Consider the following 20,162-nt stretch of genomic DNA (forward strand, 5'->3'; position numbering starts at 1 on the left):
GAATATCCATCTCTCGCCCGGCTTGTGGGACTAGCCCTTTACGCCTGAAGCCACTGCTCCTTCGATGAAGTAGCGTTGGAAAATGAAGAAGAGAATTAAGATTGGAATTGTATTGAACATAGAACCGGCCAGTAGCAGGTTATATTGTGTATAGTAGGTGCTCTTGAAAAAGAAGAGTCCCAGCGGCAACGTGTACATATTCTGCGTGCCCAGGGCCACCAATGGCCATTGGAAGTCGTTCCAGGCACCTTGGAAGGTTAGAATGACGACCGCAGTCAGGGCGGGTTTTACCTGCGGTAGAATGATCTGATAGAATGTGCGCCAGCGCGAGGCGCCGTCGATGCGGGCTGATTCTTCCAGTTCCTTGGGCAAAATCTTCATGAACTGTACCATGATAAAGACTGAGAATGGTTGCGCCATAGCTGGCAGGATCAATGCCCAGTAGGTGTTGGCCAGGTGAAAGTTGTTGATGATCAGGAATTTAGGAATCAGTGTGATTGCGGCCGGAATCATCATGACGGCCAGTGTAAAGGTAAAGACCAGGTTCTTGCCTGCAAAGTTCATACGGCCAAGTGCGTATCCCGCCATGGCTGAAAAGAGCATGTTGAGCAATGTTACCGCGCCAGCATATACTACGGAATTGAACATCCAGCGCAAGAATAATGGATTGCCAAAGACAACCTGATAATTACTCAACACAAAGGGTTGCGGAATCAGTGTTGGTGGGAAGGCCAGTACGTCTCCCGCAGTTTTAAAAGATGAGATCAACGTAAAGACTAATGGGCCGACCGAAGTAAACAGGAAAACGATCAGGAGTGCATAAATTACGATTTGCACCCAGGAAATTGGTCGTTTCACTTGTTTTGGTTGTTCCTGTGGCGGCGCTTGTATCGAATCTGATGTTATCTGTGCCATAAACTTCTCCTCCACATAATGACTACCGTGAGCCAGTATCGATAAAACGACGCTGAAGAATTGTGACAATAAAAATGAGCGTGAATAACACTACCGACATCGCCGCTGCCTGTCCGAAGCCACCATTGAGGAATGCTTCGTTATAGATTTCCAACATGGGTGTCAGGGTCGAGTTCAGCGGTTGCCCATTGGTCATGAATTTTGCCTGATCAAACATCTGGAAGGCACCGATGGTACCGAGCGCGACGACCAGGAACACCGTCGGGCGTAGTAGAGGCAGCGTGATAAACCAGAAGGACTGGAATCTGCTCGCCCCATCAACTTCTGCGGCTTCCAGTACATCTTTAGGAAGATCCTGAAGTGCCGCCAGGAAGTAGATCATAAACATTGCTGCCGTACTCCAGACATTGAGTAGCATCAGTGCGGGCAATGCCCAGAAGACATCGTTCAACCAGTCCGGTCCATGAATCCCAACCAGTGATAACAGGAAGTTGATAACCCCTTCCGAGTTGTAGAGCCAGAGAAAGATTAGCGAGGTCGCGACCGAAGAGGTTACCGCTGGCACATAGAACATTGTGCGGAACCCACTCCGGCCTCGTTTGACGTTATGCAGCAGCAGCGCCAGCAATAGTGCGAGTATCGTCTGTAAGATCACGACGAAGACTGTGAACTTGAGGATATTTCCCATCGAGGTCCAGAAATCGCTCAGGCCAGGATTGGCAAGCTGATTGAAGAGCTGGGCATAATTCTTGAAGCCAACAAAAGTCGCTCCGCTAAAACCAAGGTCGATACGGAAAAAGCTCAGTCCAATGCCATAGATCGAGACGATGAGTGAAAATACAAGCAAGACGAATAAATAGGGGGCCAGGAAGAGATAGGCCGCAATAGTCTCCGAGTAATTTTTCCTCTTTGCTTTGTGGCCTGGCTGCAGCCGAGGGCCCGGTTGCTCCGTCAGTGTGCTCAAAGGGCCTACTGGTTGGGTGGCCATTGACATGCTCCTTTTTACTAGATGTGTCCGGTCGATGAAGCTATACTTGCGGCACATCTCGCCAGGCATAGCTGGCGAGATGTGTGTGGATAAGTGCAAACGTGTAACTGATTATAATTACCCGTTTTGCAACTGGTTATTGATCCTGGTTGCGGCATCATCCAGAGCTGCCTGTGAACTCTGTTTGTTGAGCACGACCGCATCGATCGCGTTGGATAGATCGGTGTGGATCGTGGCATCCTGTGGACCATAGTAGTCTGCATAGCTATATGGAGCTGCATCGAAGAGTACTTTGAACTCTGGATGAGAGGTGAAGTATGGCGCGTTGGCCAGGCTCTTCAATGCTGGCAATGCGAAGCCAGCGTTTAACTGACTCTCCTGAACGGTTGATCCAGCCATGTACTTGATCAGTTCCCAGCTAGCTTCTGGATGCTTGGTGGAGGCAGATGCCGACCAGGCATTGGTGAAGGTGAGATTCGCCTGTTTGCCATTTGGAGCGGTTGGCATTGGGGCGATACCATACTGGGTTTTTGCATAGGTTGATTGTAGATATGGGATCAGCCAGCCGCCCTCAATGACCATAGCAGCTCGTGACTTACCAAAGGCATCACCGCTATAGGAGGCACCAACGGTAGTTGGCAGAACACCAGTTTTATTCTTGAAAAAGCTGTTGTAATAATCCAGGGCTTTGACACCAGCTGCATCGTTGAAGGTGGCCTTTGAGCCATCTTTGCTCAGTACAGTTCCACCATTGGCCAGCAAGAAAGGACCCCAGCGTGAAGCGTCTGCAGACAGAGAAATACCATAAGTGGCATTATTCTGGCCGGCATTTTTGGTCAGCTTCTGGGCATCCTTTTGCAAATCATCCCATGTCCAGCCAGCAGCGGGAGCGGTGAGGCCAGCATCTTTAAACAATTGTTTGTTGTAGAAGACACCCAGGCTATTCCAGTCCTTTGGCAGGCCATAAACTTGTCCGCTTGTGCAGGTAAATGGATTGACGAGTGCTGGATAGTAGTCTTCGGCCTTCACACCACTTTTAGCCATGTATGGTGAAAGATTGAGCAATTTGCCGGTGCTGATGTAAGAACTTGACATTGAAGGCTGCAAGTAGAATACATCCGCGACCGTGTTACTGGCGACGTTCGCGCGCATCTTGGTTGGATAGTCGCCGGTGATGGGAGACCATTTGATTTTGATATTGGGATGCGACGCTTCAAAGTTTTGTAAATTTTTTTGTACCAGCGCGTCTTCCGCTGGTGTTGATGTCCAACCCGAAACGGTCAGGGTCACTTGATCCTTTTCGGGATCTGCAGCTGTTGTTGTCTGGTTGCTGGGACAATTAATGTAATGGTTACCAGCGGTAATACCCTGCTGGCTAACGCCATTATTGCCATTATTAGCGGGGGCATTTCCACTTCCGCCTGTTTCTCCGCATGCGGCCATGAGCAGCATGAAGACGAAAAAAAACGGAGTAAAGGTTGCGAACCTTCGTTTCATAAGATCCTCCTGAACATAGCTCAGCTGTGAGCTATCATCTTAAAAATGAGATGCTCTATGATTGCTACCCCAGGTAGAATGCACCGGGACGGTACATAGTTTACCAGACGAGATGTAATTCATAGCGCTGCAAACCTCTCGTCGTGGGAATCTGCAGTGTGCATCCTTGTGTTGTCTCGTCATCTTCTCTTCCCTGATGAAATACTTCGGTATGAAAAGTGACGTCCTCTCCATTCAAGGTAACGCGGTCGGGTACGGTTGTCCCGAGCCAGCTATACCCTAACGTGACTTCGTACGAGAGATCTTGTGTCTCCAGAACTATCCGCGCGCCTTGAGAAGATTTTGTGACCTCAAGATCCATGCTGGTGCTACCAACGCGCATGCTGTGGAGCCGCGCAGTATGCCAGCTAGTTGGGAAATGAGGGATAAAACGCACGTGCTGTTGGGCGACATTGGGTTGAAAACCAAAGAAGGCGTGGACCACGGGCCAGATAATGCCATAGCTTGACCAGCCCTGGATGAAGCAGCCGCCGTCGGGCGAGATCTCGCTAAAAGCGCCGGGCATACGTTGATCCAGTGTGCGAGCGATATGATGGCTATAGGTTAGTGCCTGATCCATACGCTGATATTGTGCTTCAGCGGCCGCCATGATGCCATTAGGCAATGTCATGGTGACCGCCTGGCGCTCAGGATTGAGATATAATCCCCACGGCCCAGTGAACTCGTCGGATTCCAGACGCGCGAGGGCCTGGGCTGCGTGTTCCTTTGAGGCCAGCCCGGTCTCCATCGGGATAGCGGCGATCATGTGTTTGAGTAACCATGGGCGGGCCTGTTGTAATATACTTTCGTCGCTCCCATGTTGTGCTGTGAAACGCTCAAGCAGGGCAGCAGTATTTTCTAGTTCTTTAAGGTCGCCGGGCCACAATGGTCCCTCGGTGCGTAAAGACGCGTGAGCGGTGGTAATATCCTGCGCATGGGCGTAGATATCTCCAAACAGGTTCTCTTCTGGCAGCCACCAGTCGTTATTGACGACTTCACGTATACGCCGGGCGTGGTCACGCAGTTCGGGAACACGTTCGTTGTCACCGATGGCGGCGGCCAGTTCGGCCAGGTAGAGTAATGCCTGATACGTATAGGCGGCGATATCCAGCGTTTTGAAACCTTTCCCGCTCTGTAACTCGCGTGATTCGATCATCCCTTTTCCCGTGGCGCATAGCCCATCATCTAGATCAGTAGAGCCCAGAACGTGTTGCATCAGGCCACGCACACAGAAGTCATAGATATCGCGCAGAAATTGTTGATCGCCAGTCCACTGGAAAACATGGTAGCAGGCGCGTACAAACAATGGAACTTCGACAAGGTGTCCACTATCATGAATGCGTCCCAGGGTCAGAATTTCATGCACCACACTGCCATTGTTGTTGACGATCTGACTATGGTGTGCCAGATTGCGCAGAGAACTCAGTGCCAGTTCAAATTGTCCACTAGCCACCAGTGCCAGCGCGGTAAAGGTAGTGTCCTTTCCAAACCACCAGGGAAAGTCCGGTAGTCCACCGCTAATACCCTGTCCGATGGCGGGAACGACGCGTTCAAGCATCTGTAAATTGAGTTTGGCCCAGCCAAAGGCGGTCTCAATGAGTTCATCATTACTATGCAGTGCGCAGCGCTCAATGATGCTTTTATAGCGATGCTGTTGTTGCCGAGCCAGTTCCTCAAAGGAATTCTTGAGCTGTGTAAAGGTCGTCCTGGCATCATTACTGGAATGCGTTGAGCCGGCGATGATATAGCGCATCTCCTCACTACCGGCAAGCGGCAGGTGCAGAGTATAGCTCAAATGGGCAGAGGTCCCCTGACCCGGTTCTTGCTTCATGATTGAGAGGTCATTGCCGATCGCGACTGTGGCAGGACGTTTGTCCGCGCCAAAGAATACATAGGCAGGATTGATTGTGTTGTAGGCTGCGATACAGGCTTGTTCGTCCAGGTAAAGTGCCTCGTCTTTTCCATCACGCCAGATCAAGCGATTTTCACCCAGCCAGGCTGCACGTAGATCAGTATGAGCCAGGAAGTGCAGTTGCAGGTCCAACGCTTTTTGGCCGGAGTTCACCAGGCGTAGGCGTACCAATAATCCTTCATGATCATCGATGCCATATTCCTGACGGATTATATCCAGTCCAGGTAGTTGATAGGTAATCTCGACCTCGCCGGGCGTCATGCGCCAGTGGCTGGCACTGGTGAGCCAGTGAATTTTGCGGGTTGGATCGATGAGGGTGGCAGAACCATAGGAGACGCCAAACCAGAAGCCGTCTAACAGTTTAATTGGATGATCCCAGACACCGGACATCTCGTTGGGTTGACGCCAGCCAATCTCTGGAAATTCACCATTCTGGGTCGCTACGCTATATACGCGGTTCCCCGCGGTCACATATGGATTCTCCAGGTCATGGTCTCGTTCAATAGACCAGGGCCAACGTTGAATCGTAACGCCAGCAAAGGGCTGACGTTGTTGGGCTGAATGGACCACAGTGTCGAAACTCCCTCGTGAAAATAGCCGTGTTTGCGCGACCTGGCCAGAATAACGCTATTCGGCCTCCTGATTCACCTGAGCACTATACCTATAGAGCTCTTTCGTTGTGATCATGTGTCAAGCATACACGGTAGCGGTTACAAAAAAGTTACAAGCAAGTTGCAAAAAAGATGGAATATGGTAGAACGTTGACGATGTGCAAAAGCTATCAGCGGTTAGCTGATAGCCTCGGGATCCGCTATGCGCGACGCTGTCTGTGTTAGCATATGACGTTCTATCCTGTTCATTGAACCTGTAATGTATGTGCGGGCCGTTTTATGTGTGAAGGTATAGAGAGACGTTGTCGTTACAGGATCTGCAACAACTAGCCGTTGTGTGATCAGTTCGGTGCAGGCATCCAGGGTTGTCGCAAGAGTAAAACCGAGTTGTGACCCTAGCTGTGCCAGATCGAAGCTATCCTGCTGGCAGGCCGCTAACTGTAGTAGATGCCGTGCGTTTTGACTCAATTGACCCAATTGTATAGTAACCTGTTCCTGAATGCGTGCCGGTACAAATGTTTCTGGCTGATCCCAAACAGTCTCAAGCCAGGCCAGTGCATAGAAGGGATTGCCTTCACTTTGCTGATAACACCAATCGCCTGATATATGTCTATCTATTGTGTGCAGTCGTCTGTCTCCTGGTTTATTTAGCTGGCTAAAAAGCGTGACCAGTTCATGTATATCTGCTCTGGAGAGTGGCTCAAGTTCAACTTCGGCCAGTATTCCCAGCCGAGTTGCATTATTGCGCAGGGCCGCCAGACGCTGTTCCCCACTGCCTGGACTATACATAAGCAGGATAAAGACCTCTCGGCGGTGTACATAACGAGCCAGATGTGCCAGTAACCCCAGGGTGCCTTTATCACACCATTGCACATCATCCAGTAGGAGGAGTATTGGATGTTGAGGGGTTGCCAGCTGGTTCAGTAGCGCCACCAGAGCGTCAGCCAGCAATGTTGCTGAGCTATCACTGATATGTTCAAAGCCAGTATAATTATGATGTGCATCAACGGTATTATCAGTAGCGCCTGTATAAAATAGGTCTGGCACCAATCGTTCCAGTTGCGCACGCCACACCGGGTATAGTTCCAGGCGGCCAATATCTTGTCGATTCAGCTCGGAGCGTAAGGCTTCGGTCAGGGGATGATAGTGGTTCTTACTCTCCGCCTCCTGGCATGTGGCATGCAAAATACGCCAGTCAGTGCAATACCCTTCGATCATTTCCTGTAGCAAGCGTGTCTTCCCTATACCTATCTCGCCCCGTAACATCAGCATTGAGCGCTCGTGCTCATGACCCAGGAGCTGATCCTTTAGCCAATTTAATTCCCGCACCCGACCCACGTACGGTAGCCTTACTTCTACTACTGGGGTTTCTGCCGTGGCCTGTAGTGGTGGATCAGGTGGATGAACAGTCCGGTCTAGAGGTGTAGCAGGCTGAGTCAGGGTGTTTGCATTACTGGCAATCTGCCGATAAAGTTCCTGTGTTGTTGCCAGTGGCTGTACTGAAAATTCTTCCGCCAGCACCTTCCCCAGTCGCTCATATTGCCGTAGCGCCTGTGTACGATCGCCCGTTTGCCAGTAGAGGCGCATTAAATGAGCATGCGCATCTTCGGACAGAGGATCGGCTGTAAGTAACATATGTATGCAGGTGATGGCTTCTTCCAATTGATGATTGGTTTCGTACACCTCGGCCATGTTTTGCAAGGCTAACATATAGAGGCGTTGAAAGTGATCTCGTGTACTCTGTGCCCAGGCATCAAAATCAGGAGATCCTTTCAGAAAGAACCCATCCAGAAAGTTGTTGCGGTAAAGTTTGATTGCCAGACTCAGGTTGCTTTGTCTGTTCGCCGTAGCCTTTTCAAATATTTCTGTATCCAGCCAGATCGGTGCGAGTGGATTGAATGTTAATCGATCCTCGTCGTTGGTAATCCATTCGATAGATGGATCAATGTTGCGTAATTGTGAGCGCACCTCGGCTAGCATCGTCTTAAATGCTCGGCGTGCGCTCTCATCGTCCATATCTCCACAGAGCAAGTTCATCAGGCGTTCGCGGGGTTGTGGTGTATGGGTCGAGACCATATAGTAGAGCAAGGCGCGAGAGCGACGGCGTGGAATTCTAATTGGCTGATCGTTATAATAAATTTCTGGTGGTCCCAGAAGGCGAAAAAAAACCTGTTGCATACATGTCCTGACAACTAGCTATGTTCGGGGTACTTTATCCTGAGAGGTGTGACTGCAAAGGAATACAACCTCTGACAATGTCACGGTTCTGCGAGGAGAGGAGATGCAGATGCATCCCCTCTATGTGGATTTGAAACTGGAACTTTAAGCCACCGCTTATACGGTCAAGCCAAGGACTTTAGCCAGGCGGAGTACTTCGGAACCGAGGTTGCTGTTGTTTTCTTCTAGTGCTTGCTGGGCTGCGTGCTTGAGTAGCAAGGTTGCCTCTGGTGTATTGAGATCATTCTCCATGGCGGCGATGAAGCGATTATGCAGCATACTATCTTCGCCATGCTCCTCCGGTCCAACCATTTCACGAACGCGGGTGAAGAGTTTATCTGTCTCGGCAGCAATTTTAAGCTCCTCTGGGAAGCATTCCCATTGGTAGCGATAATGATGACTCTGCAGGACGAGGCGGATCGCGTTCGCGCTATATTCTTTGAGCAGGTTTCTGACCAGGGTGAGATTGCCAAGAGACTTACTCATCTTCTCGCCTTCCTGGTAGACCATGCCGACGTGCATCCAGTTGCGTACAAATGGTGCTTTGCCGCTATAATGCTCGGACTGAGCGATCTCGCACGTGTGGTGGGGGAAGACCAGGTCCGCGCCACCACCATGGATATCAACCTGTTGACCCAGATAATGCATAGACATACTGCTACACTCAATGTGCCAGCCAGGTCGGCCAGGTCCCCAGGGGCTTTCCCAGGCAGGTTCGCCCGGAGCCTGAGCCTGCCACAGAACGAAGTCCAATGGATCGCGTTTGCGTTTATCATCAGGAAAATTGCCGCGCTCATTGGCGATAGTCAACATAGACTGGTAATCATTAAGTCCAACGGCCTGGGCCAGTTTGCCAAACTCTGCATCTTTTTTGACTTCATAGAAGACACAGCCCTCACTCACATAGGCCAATCCTCGCTCAATCAAACCCTGGTTGACCTGAATGATGCGCTCAATCTCATCTGTCGCTCGCGCATATACATCTGGCCGGCGCCAGTTCAAGGAGTCCATCTCACCCAGGAAGCGTTCGATCTCGCGGTTCCCCAGCTCATCCCATTTCATCCCCAGTTCGCGGGACTTGCGTAGCACGTCGTCATCGATATCGGTCACATTCTGTACATATTTAACGCTATGGCCTTTATATTCTAAATAGCGAATCAATGTGTCAAAGGTGATATATGTAAAGGCATGGCCGAGATGGGTTGTATCGTATGGAGTAACGCCACATACATAAATAGTGACTGTATCATTGGCAGGTTTGAATTCCTGTAAAGATTGGGTAAGTGTATTAAATAGTTTCATGCTTTTTCTCCTAGACCGAACAGACGAACGGTATTTGCTGTAGTGACCCGGGCAATCTCTTCAAGGGTCATGCCACGTATCTCTGCCAGTTTTTCCGCGGTATGTCTGACAAAGAGTGGTTCATTACGCCTGACTTTTAGGGGTTTTGGAACCAGATAGGGGCTATCCGTTTCGACCATGATGCGATCAAGCGGGGCCATGCGGGCTACCTCTGGAAGAGCGTTGCCTTGCTTTGTAAGCGGGCCAGCAAATGAGAGCATAAAACCTTCGAAGGTCAGGCATTCTTCTGCCTGAGCGACATCACCTGAGAAGCAGTGGAAAACACCGCGTAAGCCCTGACCATGGGTACGCAGGAGTTCCATAACATCATCATGGGCGTCCCGTACATGGATGATACAGGGTAAATTATATTCGCGCGCAAGTGCTAAATGTGCGCGGAAGACTTCTCTTTGAATATCACGAGGCGAGAGCATCCGAAAATAGTCGAGTCCAAATTCACCGATAGCCACCACCTCGGGCTCGCGTACCATTTCACGCAATTGTGCCTCTACTTCAGGCGTATAGGTCGTGGCCTCATGTGGATGCACCCCTACTCCTGCAAAAACAACACCTGGATGAGCTTTCGCCAGGGCAAGAGCCGCCTGACTGGAGGCCAAATCGCAGCCCGGATCAATCATACGTGTCACCCCACCCGCAACCGCGGACTGGATAACAGCTTCTCGATCATCCTCAAAGCGCTCAGTATCTACATGTGTATGGCTGTCGATAAGCACTCCACAGATCCTTTCTAACAGCAAGCAGGCATAAGAAAGGGAGAGTCAAAGCGAAAACTGGCTTAGCTCTCTCCCAGGTTACTTTATTACTTATTAGTATAGCACTTTCTCATTTAAGCTGCTATATTCAGGACATAGTCTCATGTCACGTAGAATGGCTCTGGAGGACATCTCAGGGACATGGACTATCCCATTTCACTACTTTTTTGTGGCCTTATTCACTTATGTGTTTAGTCAGTAGCGCGAGTATCTGTGTAAGTAATTTTGTGTTTTCGTTAAGTGCTGTGGTATGTTCTTTGTGTAGGGCCGTATGCTCGTTGAGAATGGAAGTATGCTCGTTGAGAATGGAAGTATGCTCGTTGAGTACTGCGGTATGCTCGTCAAGAATGGAGGTATGTTGATCTGATTTTATCTGCAAGTTTTTCACATCTTGCTTGATTTCGCCTATCTGTTGATTGATGATTGTGAGGTTAGATTTCATTACACTGATATCTATTTGCTGTTTGTAGACGAGACCAAGGAGCATGGTTGTGTTGTGGTTAACATTTTGAATATCTGCTTCACTGAATTTTTTTTCCAATAATGCTACCGCCTTTTCTAAGTCGATAATTCGTTCTTCTTGTGTTTGCATTGGCTTGCCACCTTTCCCTCAATACCCAACCACCAATTAATCTTTAGTATACATTATATTGGATCACTTAACCATAATAGGATATTTGTGTCCAGGGCTTTTTAATTTTCCTCTTCCTGGCGCCTATGGCGCTGGAGTATGATGTAGTGTGTGTTGTGTGGGCGGCCGCGGCCGCCCACACAACACACACTACATCATAAATACTCTGTATATGATTTGCCTGACAGTGACTCCCGGCCGAAAATTAAAAAGCCCTGCTATGTGATCTGGCGCTTTATTAATGGCTGCCATTTTAAGATATTCCTTCATTTTGTTTTAACCCGGAAATATTTTTTTGTATTAGATTGTAGAGAAACAAAGCAGCCTTCTATGGGTACATATTCACAGAAGGCTGCTTTACGCTATATTGGGTTATTTAATAATAAAAAGTACTAAGAGTTGGGGCGATCTTGAGCTTATTAAATTGCAGGTTCCAGGGATTCTTTAGCTGATTGCTCGTATTTGAAGTGTTTGGCGCGTTCCTGATCATCTGCGAGTTGGATGCCATCACCGGGCCGGATAATGCCTTCGCTAAGAATCTGGGCGCGTAGTCCTCCACGGTGAATGAGTCCGCTGAGGGCGCTATGGTGGGTGAGCTGAACCAGGTGGAAGCAGGGTTCACAGAGTCGGCGACCTAAAAGGCTGACTTCACCAACTTTGAATTCCTTCCAGACGAGATGATTAAGTGGTACTCCTACGGTTACTATATTGCGCCGCGCGGTGAGTGCGGTGAGTTCATAACCATAGTCGCGCTTGAGCGCTTCAAGTGCTTCGCTTTCGATGAGGGTTATTTCATAGCTGGCTTTGCCCATTTTGGAGAAGTGGCCGTTACCGATATAGTAGCGATCACCTTCGATGCCACGGCCAGGAACTGCATGTGCCTGATCGATTGACACCAGGGGTTGACCTTCACCAGGAGCAATCTGAAGTGAAATAACGGAGCCTTTCCACATCGTATTATTTTCCTTTGTCTATTAAGACTACATACAAATTTTACATTTGTGCATATAATAGGCAACAACCTATTTAATTGCAATTGAAATTTATGTATATAATAAGGTATATATACCTTTATGCACAAAAATATTCTATGCTATATATAACGTTCTAAAGGTTACTTTATTAACTACACTATGCACGAGTATTATTTTTGTAACCCTATGTCTGTGATAAGAGGAGAAGGGAAGGGTAGTGTTGATGTGATAGAGAGGTGGCTGTTTGAACAGCCACCTCTCTATTGTTTGTTGAGATGTGAATTTATGTTGTGCGTTATTTGAGTGGAATAATGTGTGCGGGTAGTGCTGGCAATACTGGGACGAGGGCTGAGATGATCAGTCCAATGATCAGGAAGGTGGTGAACATAGTAAAGATCTTCAAGCTCTGGCGCATGACGTCGTTAAAGCCAGCGGAAGTTTCTGTGCGCAGCACACCTGTAATGGCTACCACAAGGGTTGGGAGTGTCCACAGAGCAAGTAAGATAAAGTGTGGGTGTCCATGTGGGAAACCGATAAGTGTGATAATCAGGTACGGGATAAGCATCAGCACAATGTATGCAATGCGACTCCAGCGCAGTCCGATCAGGGTGGCGAGTGTTTTCTTGCCTACATGGCTATCACCCTCGATATCGCGCATGTTGTTGGCGTAGATGACGCTTGCTGCCAGGAAACCCAGTGGTACGCTATATTGGAATGCAGCGGCATTAAACTTTCCACCCGTCTGGATCATATAAGCGCCCATGACTGGTAGTAAGCCAAAGACCAGAAAGCCTACAAGTTCTCCCAATCCCAGAGAGGAGAGCGCTTGTTTGGTGGCACTAAAGAAATAAGCTGCCAGTACAACGAGTAGACCAAACAGACAGACTAGCGGTCCTCCGGCCAGGGCTGTAATCAGTCCAACGAGCGCACCTATACCCAGTAAAACCAATCCAATCATGAGTACACGTGTTGGTTTAATAAGTCCTTGTTGAATTAAGCCGCCGGGGCCGAGTGCGTTACTGGTGTCAATGCCACGCTGATGATCATAATAATCATTGATTAAATGGGCACCGATCTGTAGGATAATGACGGCAATAAGCGCGAGAATAAAGTGGACGATGTCAAAGTGTCCTAGTGGTGTGGCGTTTGTGATACTCTGCGTCCAGGCCAGAGCACTACCCAGGATAACTGGCATGACCGATAGGCGCACATAGTTGAGGCGCACACCTTCACGCCAGATGTCCAGCCATTCATTCATGCCATGGCGGTATTCCGAGGGCTGTACCACCAGTGGAGCCGGCATCCCGATTGCACGCATTGAAGCAACGGAATGTACCGAAACTTCTGGTTCGAGCGTGCTGAGAGTTTGCAGTGATCCAATTGGAATGGTGGGTACTTCTTCGGCTTGTACAGCATCAGCTGTGACAACTTGAGCGGCCTGCTGTCTTCTTGGCTGCTCTTTTTTTGTCTTTGGTTCAACGGTAGAGCTGGAGTTGCCAACCGCTGGTTCATCCTGTGTCTGTTCCTGTTCAGCTTCAACCTGTTCCTGTTTGCCTGTTGATTCGTGCTGCTGTTCAGGGTCTGCATCGACAACCTGGATGCCCGGTGGCGTCTTTTGGGTTGGGGCTTCTTCTGGTGTCTCCATCTCTTCAATAATATCTTGATCAGTCATTTTTTTCTCTTTGTGTGGCATACGCCCCCCTCCTGGCGTAGTGAGCAACTAAGATGTTTTATGATGAGTGCTTCTATGCATTTATTGTATGAGTGCTTCTATCCATCAATGTGCTTTAAAAGAAGCAATCGCAAACGTCGTTCACATGCGCCGCGTCTGCAATCGTACGCAGCAAGGCTCTCGTTGGGAGAACATATGTTGTGAGTGCCATGGTTGCGTGTATAATCGCTTATGTTAATCATCTGTCAGCTTACTGTTGTTTGTATTCAAAGTCAAGGAAGCGGACTTTTTTCTACTTATGATTCCTATCCTTTATTTATCGGCTGATAGATGTTGTTGTAAACCCTCCTGGAGTTCGCGCATGGATTTTTGTAGCTGTAACTGGATGGCTGCTGCCGTCAGGTCTCCTCGAGTTTTCTCCAGGATGCCACGTGCTGAGTCGGTGGTACGGCGTAGGCCGCTGGTAATAGCATCCGGGAAATCGACTGAGATAAGGACAGAATAAATATCATCCATGTAATTAAGGAATACTTCGCTACTTTCCACATTGCTGCGCCGGAGTTGATCGAGCACATAGCGCCGCAGTTCACCGATGGCTTCCGCGATACCATTCAGATACGCTGCATGGCCGATGGAGAGTTCTTTTGGCGTGGGTAATGGATAATGCTGGGTGAGGGCCGCGAAGGTACGTGCCTCGGCGTATTCTTTTTGCGCATCCTGCACAAAGCCTGCAAAATAGATGTCCCTGTGATCTTGCAGGTCCTTCTCCATTTCAGCCAGGAGTGAGGCGGCCTGACTTAGTAGCGCCTCTGCTTTTTCCGTCTCATGGCGATGGGTGGCTCGAATACTATTAGCACAATGCCGGATGGCTGTACGGGACTTCGGCAACGCTCGTTCGCGGGCGGCATGCTTTAAAGCAAAATAATCAATTGCTTCGCGGCCGATGGTATCGATGTGCTCGGGCATACATATGGTTCCTTTCTAGGATACCTTGAGGGTATCATGCAAGTTGACTTTATGGTGATAAACGCCCTGGCGCAGAGGCGTATATTTTTCCCTATCCAGTTTTACCATTGTTTGATCCAATTGTACTCGGATTCAGTCGAACGATTCAATAGGAGAAGCAACCAAAAAATCACCCCTTACTACTTAATGTAACGGCACAGGATTATGATACGACTCTTTCGCTTGCAAAAATGACCAATGATACCGTCTGGCGGCTCATTTTTGTGCAGAGTGTTGATTGTATATCTTTATGGAGGGGAGCATAGAGGAGGGAGGCATCGCATTTCGCGATGCCTGTCTGGTTGCTGTTTAGCGGGCCTTTTTGCGTCCTGTCTGGCGTTCACTTTGTATGAGAATGGGGTAGACTTCGATTTCGTGTGGGAAGGTCAGACGTGTAAGATCGCCAGACCAGAAGAGTTGTTTCATCATTTCGGCTGCCCCGTAGAGTAGATGTTGTAAAGCGGCTTCTCGTCCCTGCTCATAGGCGGCGCTACCCTCATAAATAGACATTTTGCTGAAGAAATTGTTGAGTGGTGTTTGCTCGCTCAAGCGTACAAGGTAGATATCCATTTTGGCGTCGCCTTTATTCACCGGGACCATGATGCGTAGTTCTGGAATCTGGTCAATGATATCTAAGCGATAGAAGACCCCATAGTGATCACGTGATGCCTGGAAGATGGAGATCTCTGGAATGGAGTCACCGTTATATGGTCGATCATCTGGACTTTCCATTTCTACTCCTAACCCGGCCAGAAAATGTTCAAATTGCTCGTCGATATTCATAGTTTATCCTCTCCGTTGATACTCCCTTTTGATTGTGTTACCAGCAACCTTTCTTACTTTATTATTCTATTTGTGATCTCAAAAACTGGAAATCTGGCCTCACTTTCAGTAATCAGGTAAAAAAAATGTAGGGTGACAATGCGAAAAATCGGCAGCTAACCCGCCGATTTTTCGCATTGTCACCCTACATTTTTTAAAACATTTTAGTTAACGCCATGTGCAATTTTTCCACATACCCACTTGTTTTGAGGAGGAAAATGGCGAGGCGGTCGCGACCGCCTCGCCATTTTCCTCCTCAAAACAAGCGAGAGCCGTAGGCGCGAGGTGTGAGGGATAAAAATTGCGCATGGCGTTAGTTAGCCTCCGGCGCGTTTGACTTTATAGCCAAGGCTGGTGAGCTTGTCCTGAATTTTATCGCAGTGGTCTCCCTGGATCTCTATGTTGCCATCTTTAACGGTACCGCCGGTGCCGCAGAGCTTCTTGAGTTGCTGGGCCAGCGCCGTCAGTTCACTGCCGCTGGCGGGTACTCCGGTAATGACCGTTACCGTTTTGCCACCGCGTTGCTTGCGATCTCTCATGATGCGTACAATGCCGTCGCTCTTCTTTTTTTGCGTGCTTGTTTGCTCACAACGGCAATCTTTATAGGGCCGGCCACAATCAGGACATGTTGAGATCCTACCACTTTCAGTTGAATACACAATGCGGTCAGACATACAAATTCCTCCCAATTAGTACTTTTTTCTGTCCTCTATTATATACTTTTTGTCTTCTTTCAGCACGGGAATCATTTTGTTTGAGATGCGATGATAGAGTATGACACATATAGAGATTCAGATGAATACGATCCAGGCAAGAATGTTATAGACAAGTACGCTTTAACGTTTTATAGAGAGATCGCTATTTAATCACAGCCTGAGACTAATGGTGGTATATAGCCGTGTACGTATATGTGTGGTTGTGTGATGGAACAGCTTGTATATTTTAGCATGGGGATTGTAATGCAACAGCTAGAACAGGTCACTCTTGGCCACTATCAGATCTTGAAGCGCCTGGCACGTGGTGGCATGGCTGAGATTTATCTCGCGAATGATACTACGAATGATCAGGTTGTTGCCGTAAAACTTGTGAATACAGGTGCCGGTGACTATTATGAGCGTTTCAAGGCTGAAGTGAAAGCGCAAGCCGCTTTAAACCACGAACACATCTTACCCGTTCTGGACTATGGCGAATTCGATTCGTGGTGCTACCTGATCACCCCGTATATTGAACATGGAACTTTGAATGAACGTCTTCAGCAAGGACCGCTCTCGCTCTCTGAAGCCGATCAAGTGCTGGGACAACTTTCTCAGGCGCTCCAATATGCCCATGATAGGGGAATTGTTCATCGGGATATTAAACCCTCAAACGTGCTGATGCGGGATGGTACCCATGCTTACCTGGCTGATTTTGGATTGGTGAAACGTGTTGGGGATGAGAATGGACTGACGTTGACTGGCTATTTGATTGGCACTCCCGAATATATGGCTCCAGAACTGGCCGAACATGAGGCCGCCCCTTCCAGTGATGTGTATGCGTTGGGCATCCTGATGTATCAGATGCTGTGCGGACGTGTTCCTTTTAAGGCGAGTACTCCCATTGGCATCTACCTGTGCCATATTCGTGATAACCCCGAGTTGCCTTCAACTTTTAATCCGGCTATTCCTGCTCCTGTCGAGGCGGTTATTATGCGAGCCCTGGAGAAGGATCCGCGTCGACGTTTTCAGTCGGCACTGGAATTTCACCAGGCGTTCAGTCAGGCGGTACAACAAAGCATTGTTCCGGATCGTGATATTGCGACTATGTCTACCCAGGTGTCAGGCTTTGCATTAGAGAAACCACGTGTAACCATTGTACGGCAGAAGCATCGTATGTGGCGCGGGCGTTTCCTGTTTACTCTGCTCATTGTTCCTTTGTTGTTGGTGATGATGCCCGCCCTGCTCCATGCCAGTGTCGGGCTACAAGGCATAAAAGTGGGTGTGCAGGGGGCCGATGCGGCTTCCTCGCATCCACAACAGCTTATCTCTAAACCTACGATTCAAAATGATAAGCTGCAGATAAAAGTTACACCAACCCCTACGAAGGTGCCTGCAGCGAAGGCAACGAAGGCGCCGGTTAAAGCTCAGCCTAATCCAGTGGCTCCACATAATACACAGCCGCCGGTTGTTACTAATGATGCGTCACAGCCAAAGGATGGTGGTAAAGCACCACAGCCAAAAGATGCTGATAAGACGCCAAAGCCAAAGGATGGTGGTAAGACGCCACAGCCCAAAGGTCCTTCTAAAGGGAAGGGTCATTAGTTGTTACTGTTGTCTTGACCACACTCGTTCCCTGACGGGAACCTGCTTTTTTTTTACTCTCTGGGACAAATACATGGGCAACAGCCCATGTATTTGTCCCAGAGAGTAAAGAGGGATTGAGGGTAGCCCAGGTGAGTGTCCCATGTATTTGTCCCAGAGAATAAAAGAGGGATTGAGGGGAGCGCAGGTGCAATACACATTCATTATTTGGTTGGTTGGTGTAAAAAGTGCGCGCACGCGCACTTTTTACACCAACCAACCAAATAATGAATGGGAGCGCCTGCGCTCCCCAGGCTGGCGTCCGCTACATAATCTCCCCTTGGGATGATAGTCAGACACATCTTTAGCGTTTGCTGCCACGTATTATAAATATGTTCCCCTTTGTGATCCTATCCTACATTATTCAAAAAGATATTATTGCCATTGTAAGGAATGCAAAATTATTATGCCTGGTCTCGAAGGAACGGTTGTTAAACAATATACAATCAAAAATCTGCTCGGAAGCGGCGGTATGTCGGAGGTTTATCTGGCATATGATGAGGTCGCGCAGCAGCATGTTGCCATCAAGGTGATGACCGGTTATTCAACGGATTATCTTGAGCGGTTCCGTCGTGAGGCCGAGGCGATCGATAAATTGCAACATGAACATATTTTGCCGGCATTGGATTATGAGGAGATTGAGCCCTGGCATTATCTGATGATGGAATATGCTCCTGGTGGTACCTTGCGTGATCTGCTGGATGATGGCCCTCTAACACTTGAAGAGGTGGATTTATTTTTGTCGCAGATTGCCAGCGCGGTTCAACATGCCCATGATCATGGTGTCTTGCATCGCGATATTAAGCCTTCTAACATCCTATTGCGTAATCTTAAGCATGTTTATCTGGCAGATTTTGGACTGGCTAAAATCATGGATGCCAGTCATGAGCTTACACGTACCGGTTCACTGATGGGTACGCCTGAATATATGGCGCCTGATCTGGCGGATGGTCCGGCTACGGTGAGTAGTGATGTGTATTCGCTGGGTGTGTTGCTCTATCAGATGTTAACGAGACGCGTGCCTTTTGAGGGTGAGACGCCGGTGTCGGTATTCTGGAAGCAGTTGCGCGATGATCCACAACCACCTTCGGTCTATAATCGTACCCTGACACGTGCCATCGATAATGTGGCATTGAAAGCATTGGCTAAAGATCCTCAACAACGTTATGCCTCGGCGGCGGAATTGTATGAGGCTTTTCATCAGGCCGTGCTGATAGAGGATGATCCTTTAGATACCTATGCTGCGGCGCAAGATATGGACCTGGAGCAAGTGGTTCTGGCTGATAGTATGAGTTTGCCGGAACAGGTGCTGGTCAGTGAGGAGGCCCCGGTCTCAAATAAGCGTGTTTTGCGTCGCCGTTATCCTGTTTCTGGTGCCAGACATGTCAGTACGCCTCGCCCTTTATTTAAAGGTCGCAACAGGAGGCGGTCAGAATCCGATCCGCTGGTCTCGCCAGCCTATGATGTTTCCATTGCGCAGCAAGTGTCGCGTCCCAGTGCTAAGTCAGGCTCAGCAGTACGCAGGATCAGGCGTAGTAGAAATACAATGACTTTTAGTATTGTGACAGCCGGCCTATTTTTCTTTGTTATTCTGCCGGGAAGCTACATTTATTATCTCTATGCCACCCATCCGCAAACGACTGTGGCGTTAACTCCCCAGCCTACCATCGCACAACCCAGGGCTACGGCAACTGTCGCTAATACTAATACCGTTGTTCCCGGCGCCCTGATCCTACAGGATGATCTGGCGGATAATAAAAGTGGACGCTGGTCTGAGGCGCCAGGTAATTGTGTATTTGCTTATGGTTCGTATCGAGCGATAAAAAGTGCGGATGCGCCTGCTATACCTTGTGCCTTGATCTCACCACTGGTTGATGATGCGGCTATCCAGGTAGATGTATCGCTGTTATCTGGTAATTCCGCTGGTATGTTGCTGCGGCTACATGGTGATCAATTCTACAAATTTGAAATTAATAGCGTGGGACAATATTCTTTCCTGCGCCACGACGTTAATGCTGGCAGTAATCAGTATGTGACGCTACTGAAATCAACGGCGAATAGCGCGATTGTACCGGGAAGCGGCAAAAATACGCTGCTGGTGATTGCCAATGGCGCTGATTTCAATCTCTATGTGAATGGCATCTTCCTGAATAAGGTCCATGATACGACATACCAGAGCGGCCAACTGGCTTTTACCACCAATACCATCTCCGCCACCGATATCGCCACCGCTAGCTTTACCCACCTGAAACTCTCCCGCGTGTAATCCTTTTTATTCCTGTCCGACAAAAAATCTGTAAAATCTGTAGCTGACTTCTGTTTCATTAAAGATTTTTGTAGATTTGTAGTTGTCAATGTAAGGTTGCCCGCGCTATGATATGTGAAGGCATTCCAGGCTGATAGCTGGATGCGCAAAACTCTTAAAGGAA

General features: G+C 48.7%; 15 protein-coding genes. 2 read left to right on the forward strand and 13 right to left on the reverse strand.

Annotated features, from left to right (window positions below; all coding sequences use genetic code 11):
• Positions 1-30: 30 nt before the first annotated feature.
• The 13 genes from EL633_RS10395 to EL633_RS10455 form a co-directional block, all read right to left on the reverse strand.
• Entirely contained in the window at positions 31-915 is an 885-nt protein-coding gene (locus EL633_RS10395; RefSeq protein WP_126627106.1) for a carbohydrate ABC transporter permease, read from the reverse strand.
• A 22-nt stretch (positions 916-937) separates the two neighbouring features.
• Complete coding sequence (locus EL633_RS10400) at positions 938-1,903, reverse strand: carbohydrate ABC transporter permease (protein ID WP_161982069.1); 966 nt, start codon at positions 1,901-1,903, stop codon at positions 938-940.
• A 117-nt stretch (positions 1,904-2,020) separates the two neighbouring features.
• The gene (locus EL633_RS10405; RefSeq protein WP_126627108.1) at positions 2,021-3,400 is read right to left on the reverse strand and encodes an ABC transporter substrate-binding protein; all 1,380 of its coding nucleotides are present in this window, start codon (positions 3,398-3,400) and stop codon (positions 2,021-2,023) included.
• A 100-nt stretch (positions 3,401-3,500) separates the two neighbouring features.
• A complete protein-coding gene (locus EL633_RS10410) occupies positions 3,501-5,921 on the reverse strand; it encodes an MGH1-like glycoside hydrolase domain-containing protein (protein WP_126627109.1) in 2,421 nt (806 codons plus the stop codon).
• A gap of 218 nt (positions 5,922-6,139) precedes the next feature.
• Complete coding sequence (locus EL633_RS10415; protein WP_126627110.1) at positions 6,140-8,140, reverse strand: ATP-binding protein; 2,001 nt, start codon at positions 8,138-8,140, stop codon at positions 6,140-6,142.
• A 156-nt stretch (positions 8,141-8,296) separates the two neighbouring features.
• Complete coding sequence (cysS, locus tag EL633_RS10420) at positions 8,297-9,481, reverse strand: cysteine--tRNA ligase (protein WP_126627111.1); 1,185 nt, start codon at positions 9,479-9,481, stop codon at positions 8,297-8,299.
• Positions 9,478-10,254: a TatD family hydrolase gene (locus EL633_RS10425; RefSeq protein WP_126627112.1), complete on the reverse strand. Its 777-nt coding sequence runs from the start codon at positions 10,252-10,254 to the stop codon at positions 9,478-9,480. The genes cysS and EL633_RS10425 overlap by 4 nt, the downstream gene beginning before the upstream one ends.
• Before the next feature lie 214 nt (positions 10,255-10,468).
• Positions 10,469-10,885, reverse strand: a complete 417-nt coding sequence (locus EL633_RS10430; protein WP_126627113.1) for a hypothetical protein — start codon at positions 10,883-10,885, stop codon at positions 10,469-10,471.
• A 458-nt stretch (positions 10,886-11,343) separates the two neighbouring features.
• The gene (locus tag EL633_RS10435; protein WP_126627114.1) at positions 11,344-11,877 is read right to left on the reverse strand and encodes an MOSC domain-containing protein; all 534 of its coding nucleotides are present in this window, start codon (positions 11,875-11,877) and stop codon (positions 11,344-11,346) included.
• Between the two features lie 316 nt (positions 11,878-12,193).
• Positions 12,194-13,570 (reverse strand): 1,4-dihydroxy-2-naphthoate octaprenyltransferase, encoded by a 1,377-nt coding sequence (gene menA / locus EL633_RS10440; protein WP_161982070.1) that lies wholly within the window; start codon positions 13,568-13,570, stop codon positions 12,194-12,196.
• Positions 13,571-13,882: 312 nt separating this feature from the next.
• The gene (locus EL633_RS10445; protein WP_126627116.1) at positions 13,883-14,536 is read right to left on the reverse strand and encodes a translin family protein; all 654 of its coding nucleotides are present in this window, start codon (positions 14,534-14,536) and stop codon (positions 13,883-13,885) included.
• Positions 14,537-14,884: 348 nt separating this feature from the next.
• Positions 14,885-15,358: a hypothetical protein gene (locus EL633_RS10450; protein ID WP_126627117.1), complete on the reverse strand. Its 474-nt coding sequence runs from the start codon at positions 15,356-15,358 to the stop codon at positions 14,885-14,887.
• Positions 15,359-15,714: 356 nt separating this feature from the next.
• Entirely contained in the window at positions 15,715-16,071 is a 357-nt protein-coding gene (locus EL633_RS10455; RefSeq protein WP_126627118.1) for a translation initiation factor Sui1, read from the reverse strand.
• A gap of 285 nt (positions 16,072-16,356) precedes the next feature.
• On the opposite strand from EL633_RS10455, the gene EL633_RS10460 reads away from it, so the two are divergent.
• Together EL633_RS10460 and EL633_RS10465 are read left to right on the forward strand one after the other, a co-directional pair.
• Positions 16,357-17,694, forward strand: coding sequence for a serine/threonine protein kinase (locus tag EL633_RS10460; protein ID WP_161982071.1), 1,338 nt, complete (start codon positions 16,357-16,359; stop codon positions 17,692-17,694).
• Between the two features lie 445 nt (positions 17,695-18,139).
• Entirely contained in the window at positions 18,140-19,999 is a 1,860-nt protein-coding gene (locus tag EL633_RS10465) for a serine/threonine protein kinase (RefSeq protein ID WP_126627120.1), read from the forward strand.
• Positions 20,000-20,162 lie beyond the last annotated feature (163 nt).

Origin of the sequence: Dictyobacter alpinus, from assembly GCF_003967575.1 — a bacterium.
GTDB classification, from domain to species: domain Bacteria; phylum Chloroflexota; class Ktedonobacteria; order Ktedonobacterales; family Ktedonobacteraceae; genus Dictyobacter; species Dictyobacter alpinus.

Excerpts from the sequence above, each read along its gene's own strand:
- EL633_RS10455 (WP_126627118.1), bottom strand. The coding sequence starts at position 16,071 with ATGTCTGACCGCATTGTGTATTCAACTGAAAGTGGTAGGATCTCAACA.
- menA (WP_161982070.1), bottom strand. The coding sequence starts at position 13,570 with ATGACTGATCAAGATATTATTGAAGAGATGGAGACACCAGAAGAAGCC.
- EL633_RS10445 (WP_126627116.1), bottom strand. The coding sequence starts at position 14,536 with ATGCCCGAGCACATCGATACCATCGGCCGCGAAGCAATTGATTATTTT.
- cysS (WP_126627111.1), bottom strand. The coding sequence starts at position 9,481 with ATGAAACTATTTAATACACTTACCCAATCTTTACAGGAATTCAAACCT.
- EL633_RS10465 (WP_126627120.1), top strand. The coding sequence starts at position 18,140 with ATGCCTGGTCTCGAAGGAACGGTTGTTAAACAATATACAATCAAAAAT.
- EL633_RS10450 (WP_126627117.1), bottom strand. The coding sequence starts at position 15,358 with ATGAATATCGACGAGCAATTTGAACATTTTCTGGCCGGGTTAGGAGTA.
- EL633_RS10430 (WP_126627113.1), bottom strand. The coding sequence starts at position 10,885 with ATGCAAACACAAGAAGAACGAATTATCGACTTAGAAAAGGCGGTAGCA.
- EL633_RS10400 (WP_161982069.1), bottom strand. The coding sequence starts at position 1,903 with ATGGCCACCCAACCAGTAGGCCCTTTGAGCACACTGACGGAGCAACCG.
- EL633_RS10395 (WP_126627106.1), bottom strand. The coding sequence starts at position 915 with ATGGCACAGATAACATCAGATTCGATACAAGCGCCGCCACAGGAACAA.
- EL633_RS10405 (WP_126627108.1), bottom strand. The coding sequence starts at position 3,400 with ATGAAACGAAGGTTCGCAACCTTTACTCCGTTTTTTTTCGTCTTCATG.
- EL633_RS10435 (WP_126627114.1), bottom strand. The coding sequence starts at position 11,877 with ATGTGGAAAGGCTCCGTTATTTCACTTCAGATTGCTCCTGGTGAAGGT.
- EL633_RS10415 (WP_126627110.1), bottom strand. The coding sequence starts at position 8,140 with ATGCAACAGGTTTTTTTTCGCCTTCTGGGACCACCAGAAATTTATTAT.
- EL633_RS10460 (WP_161982071.1), top strand. The coding sequence starts at position 16,357 with ATGCAACAGCTAGAACAGGTCACTCTTGGCCACTATCAGATCTTGAAG.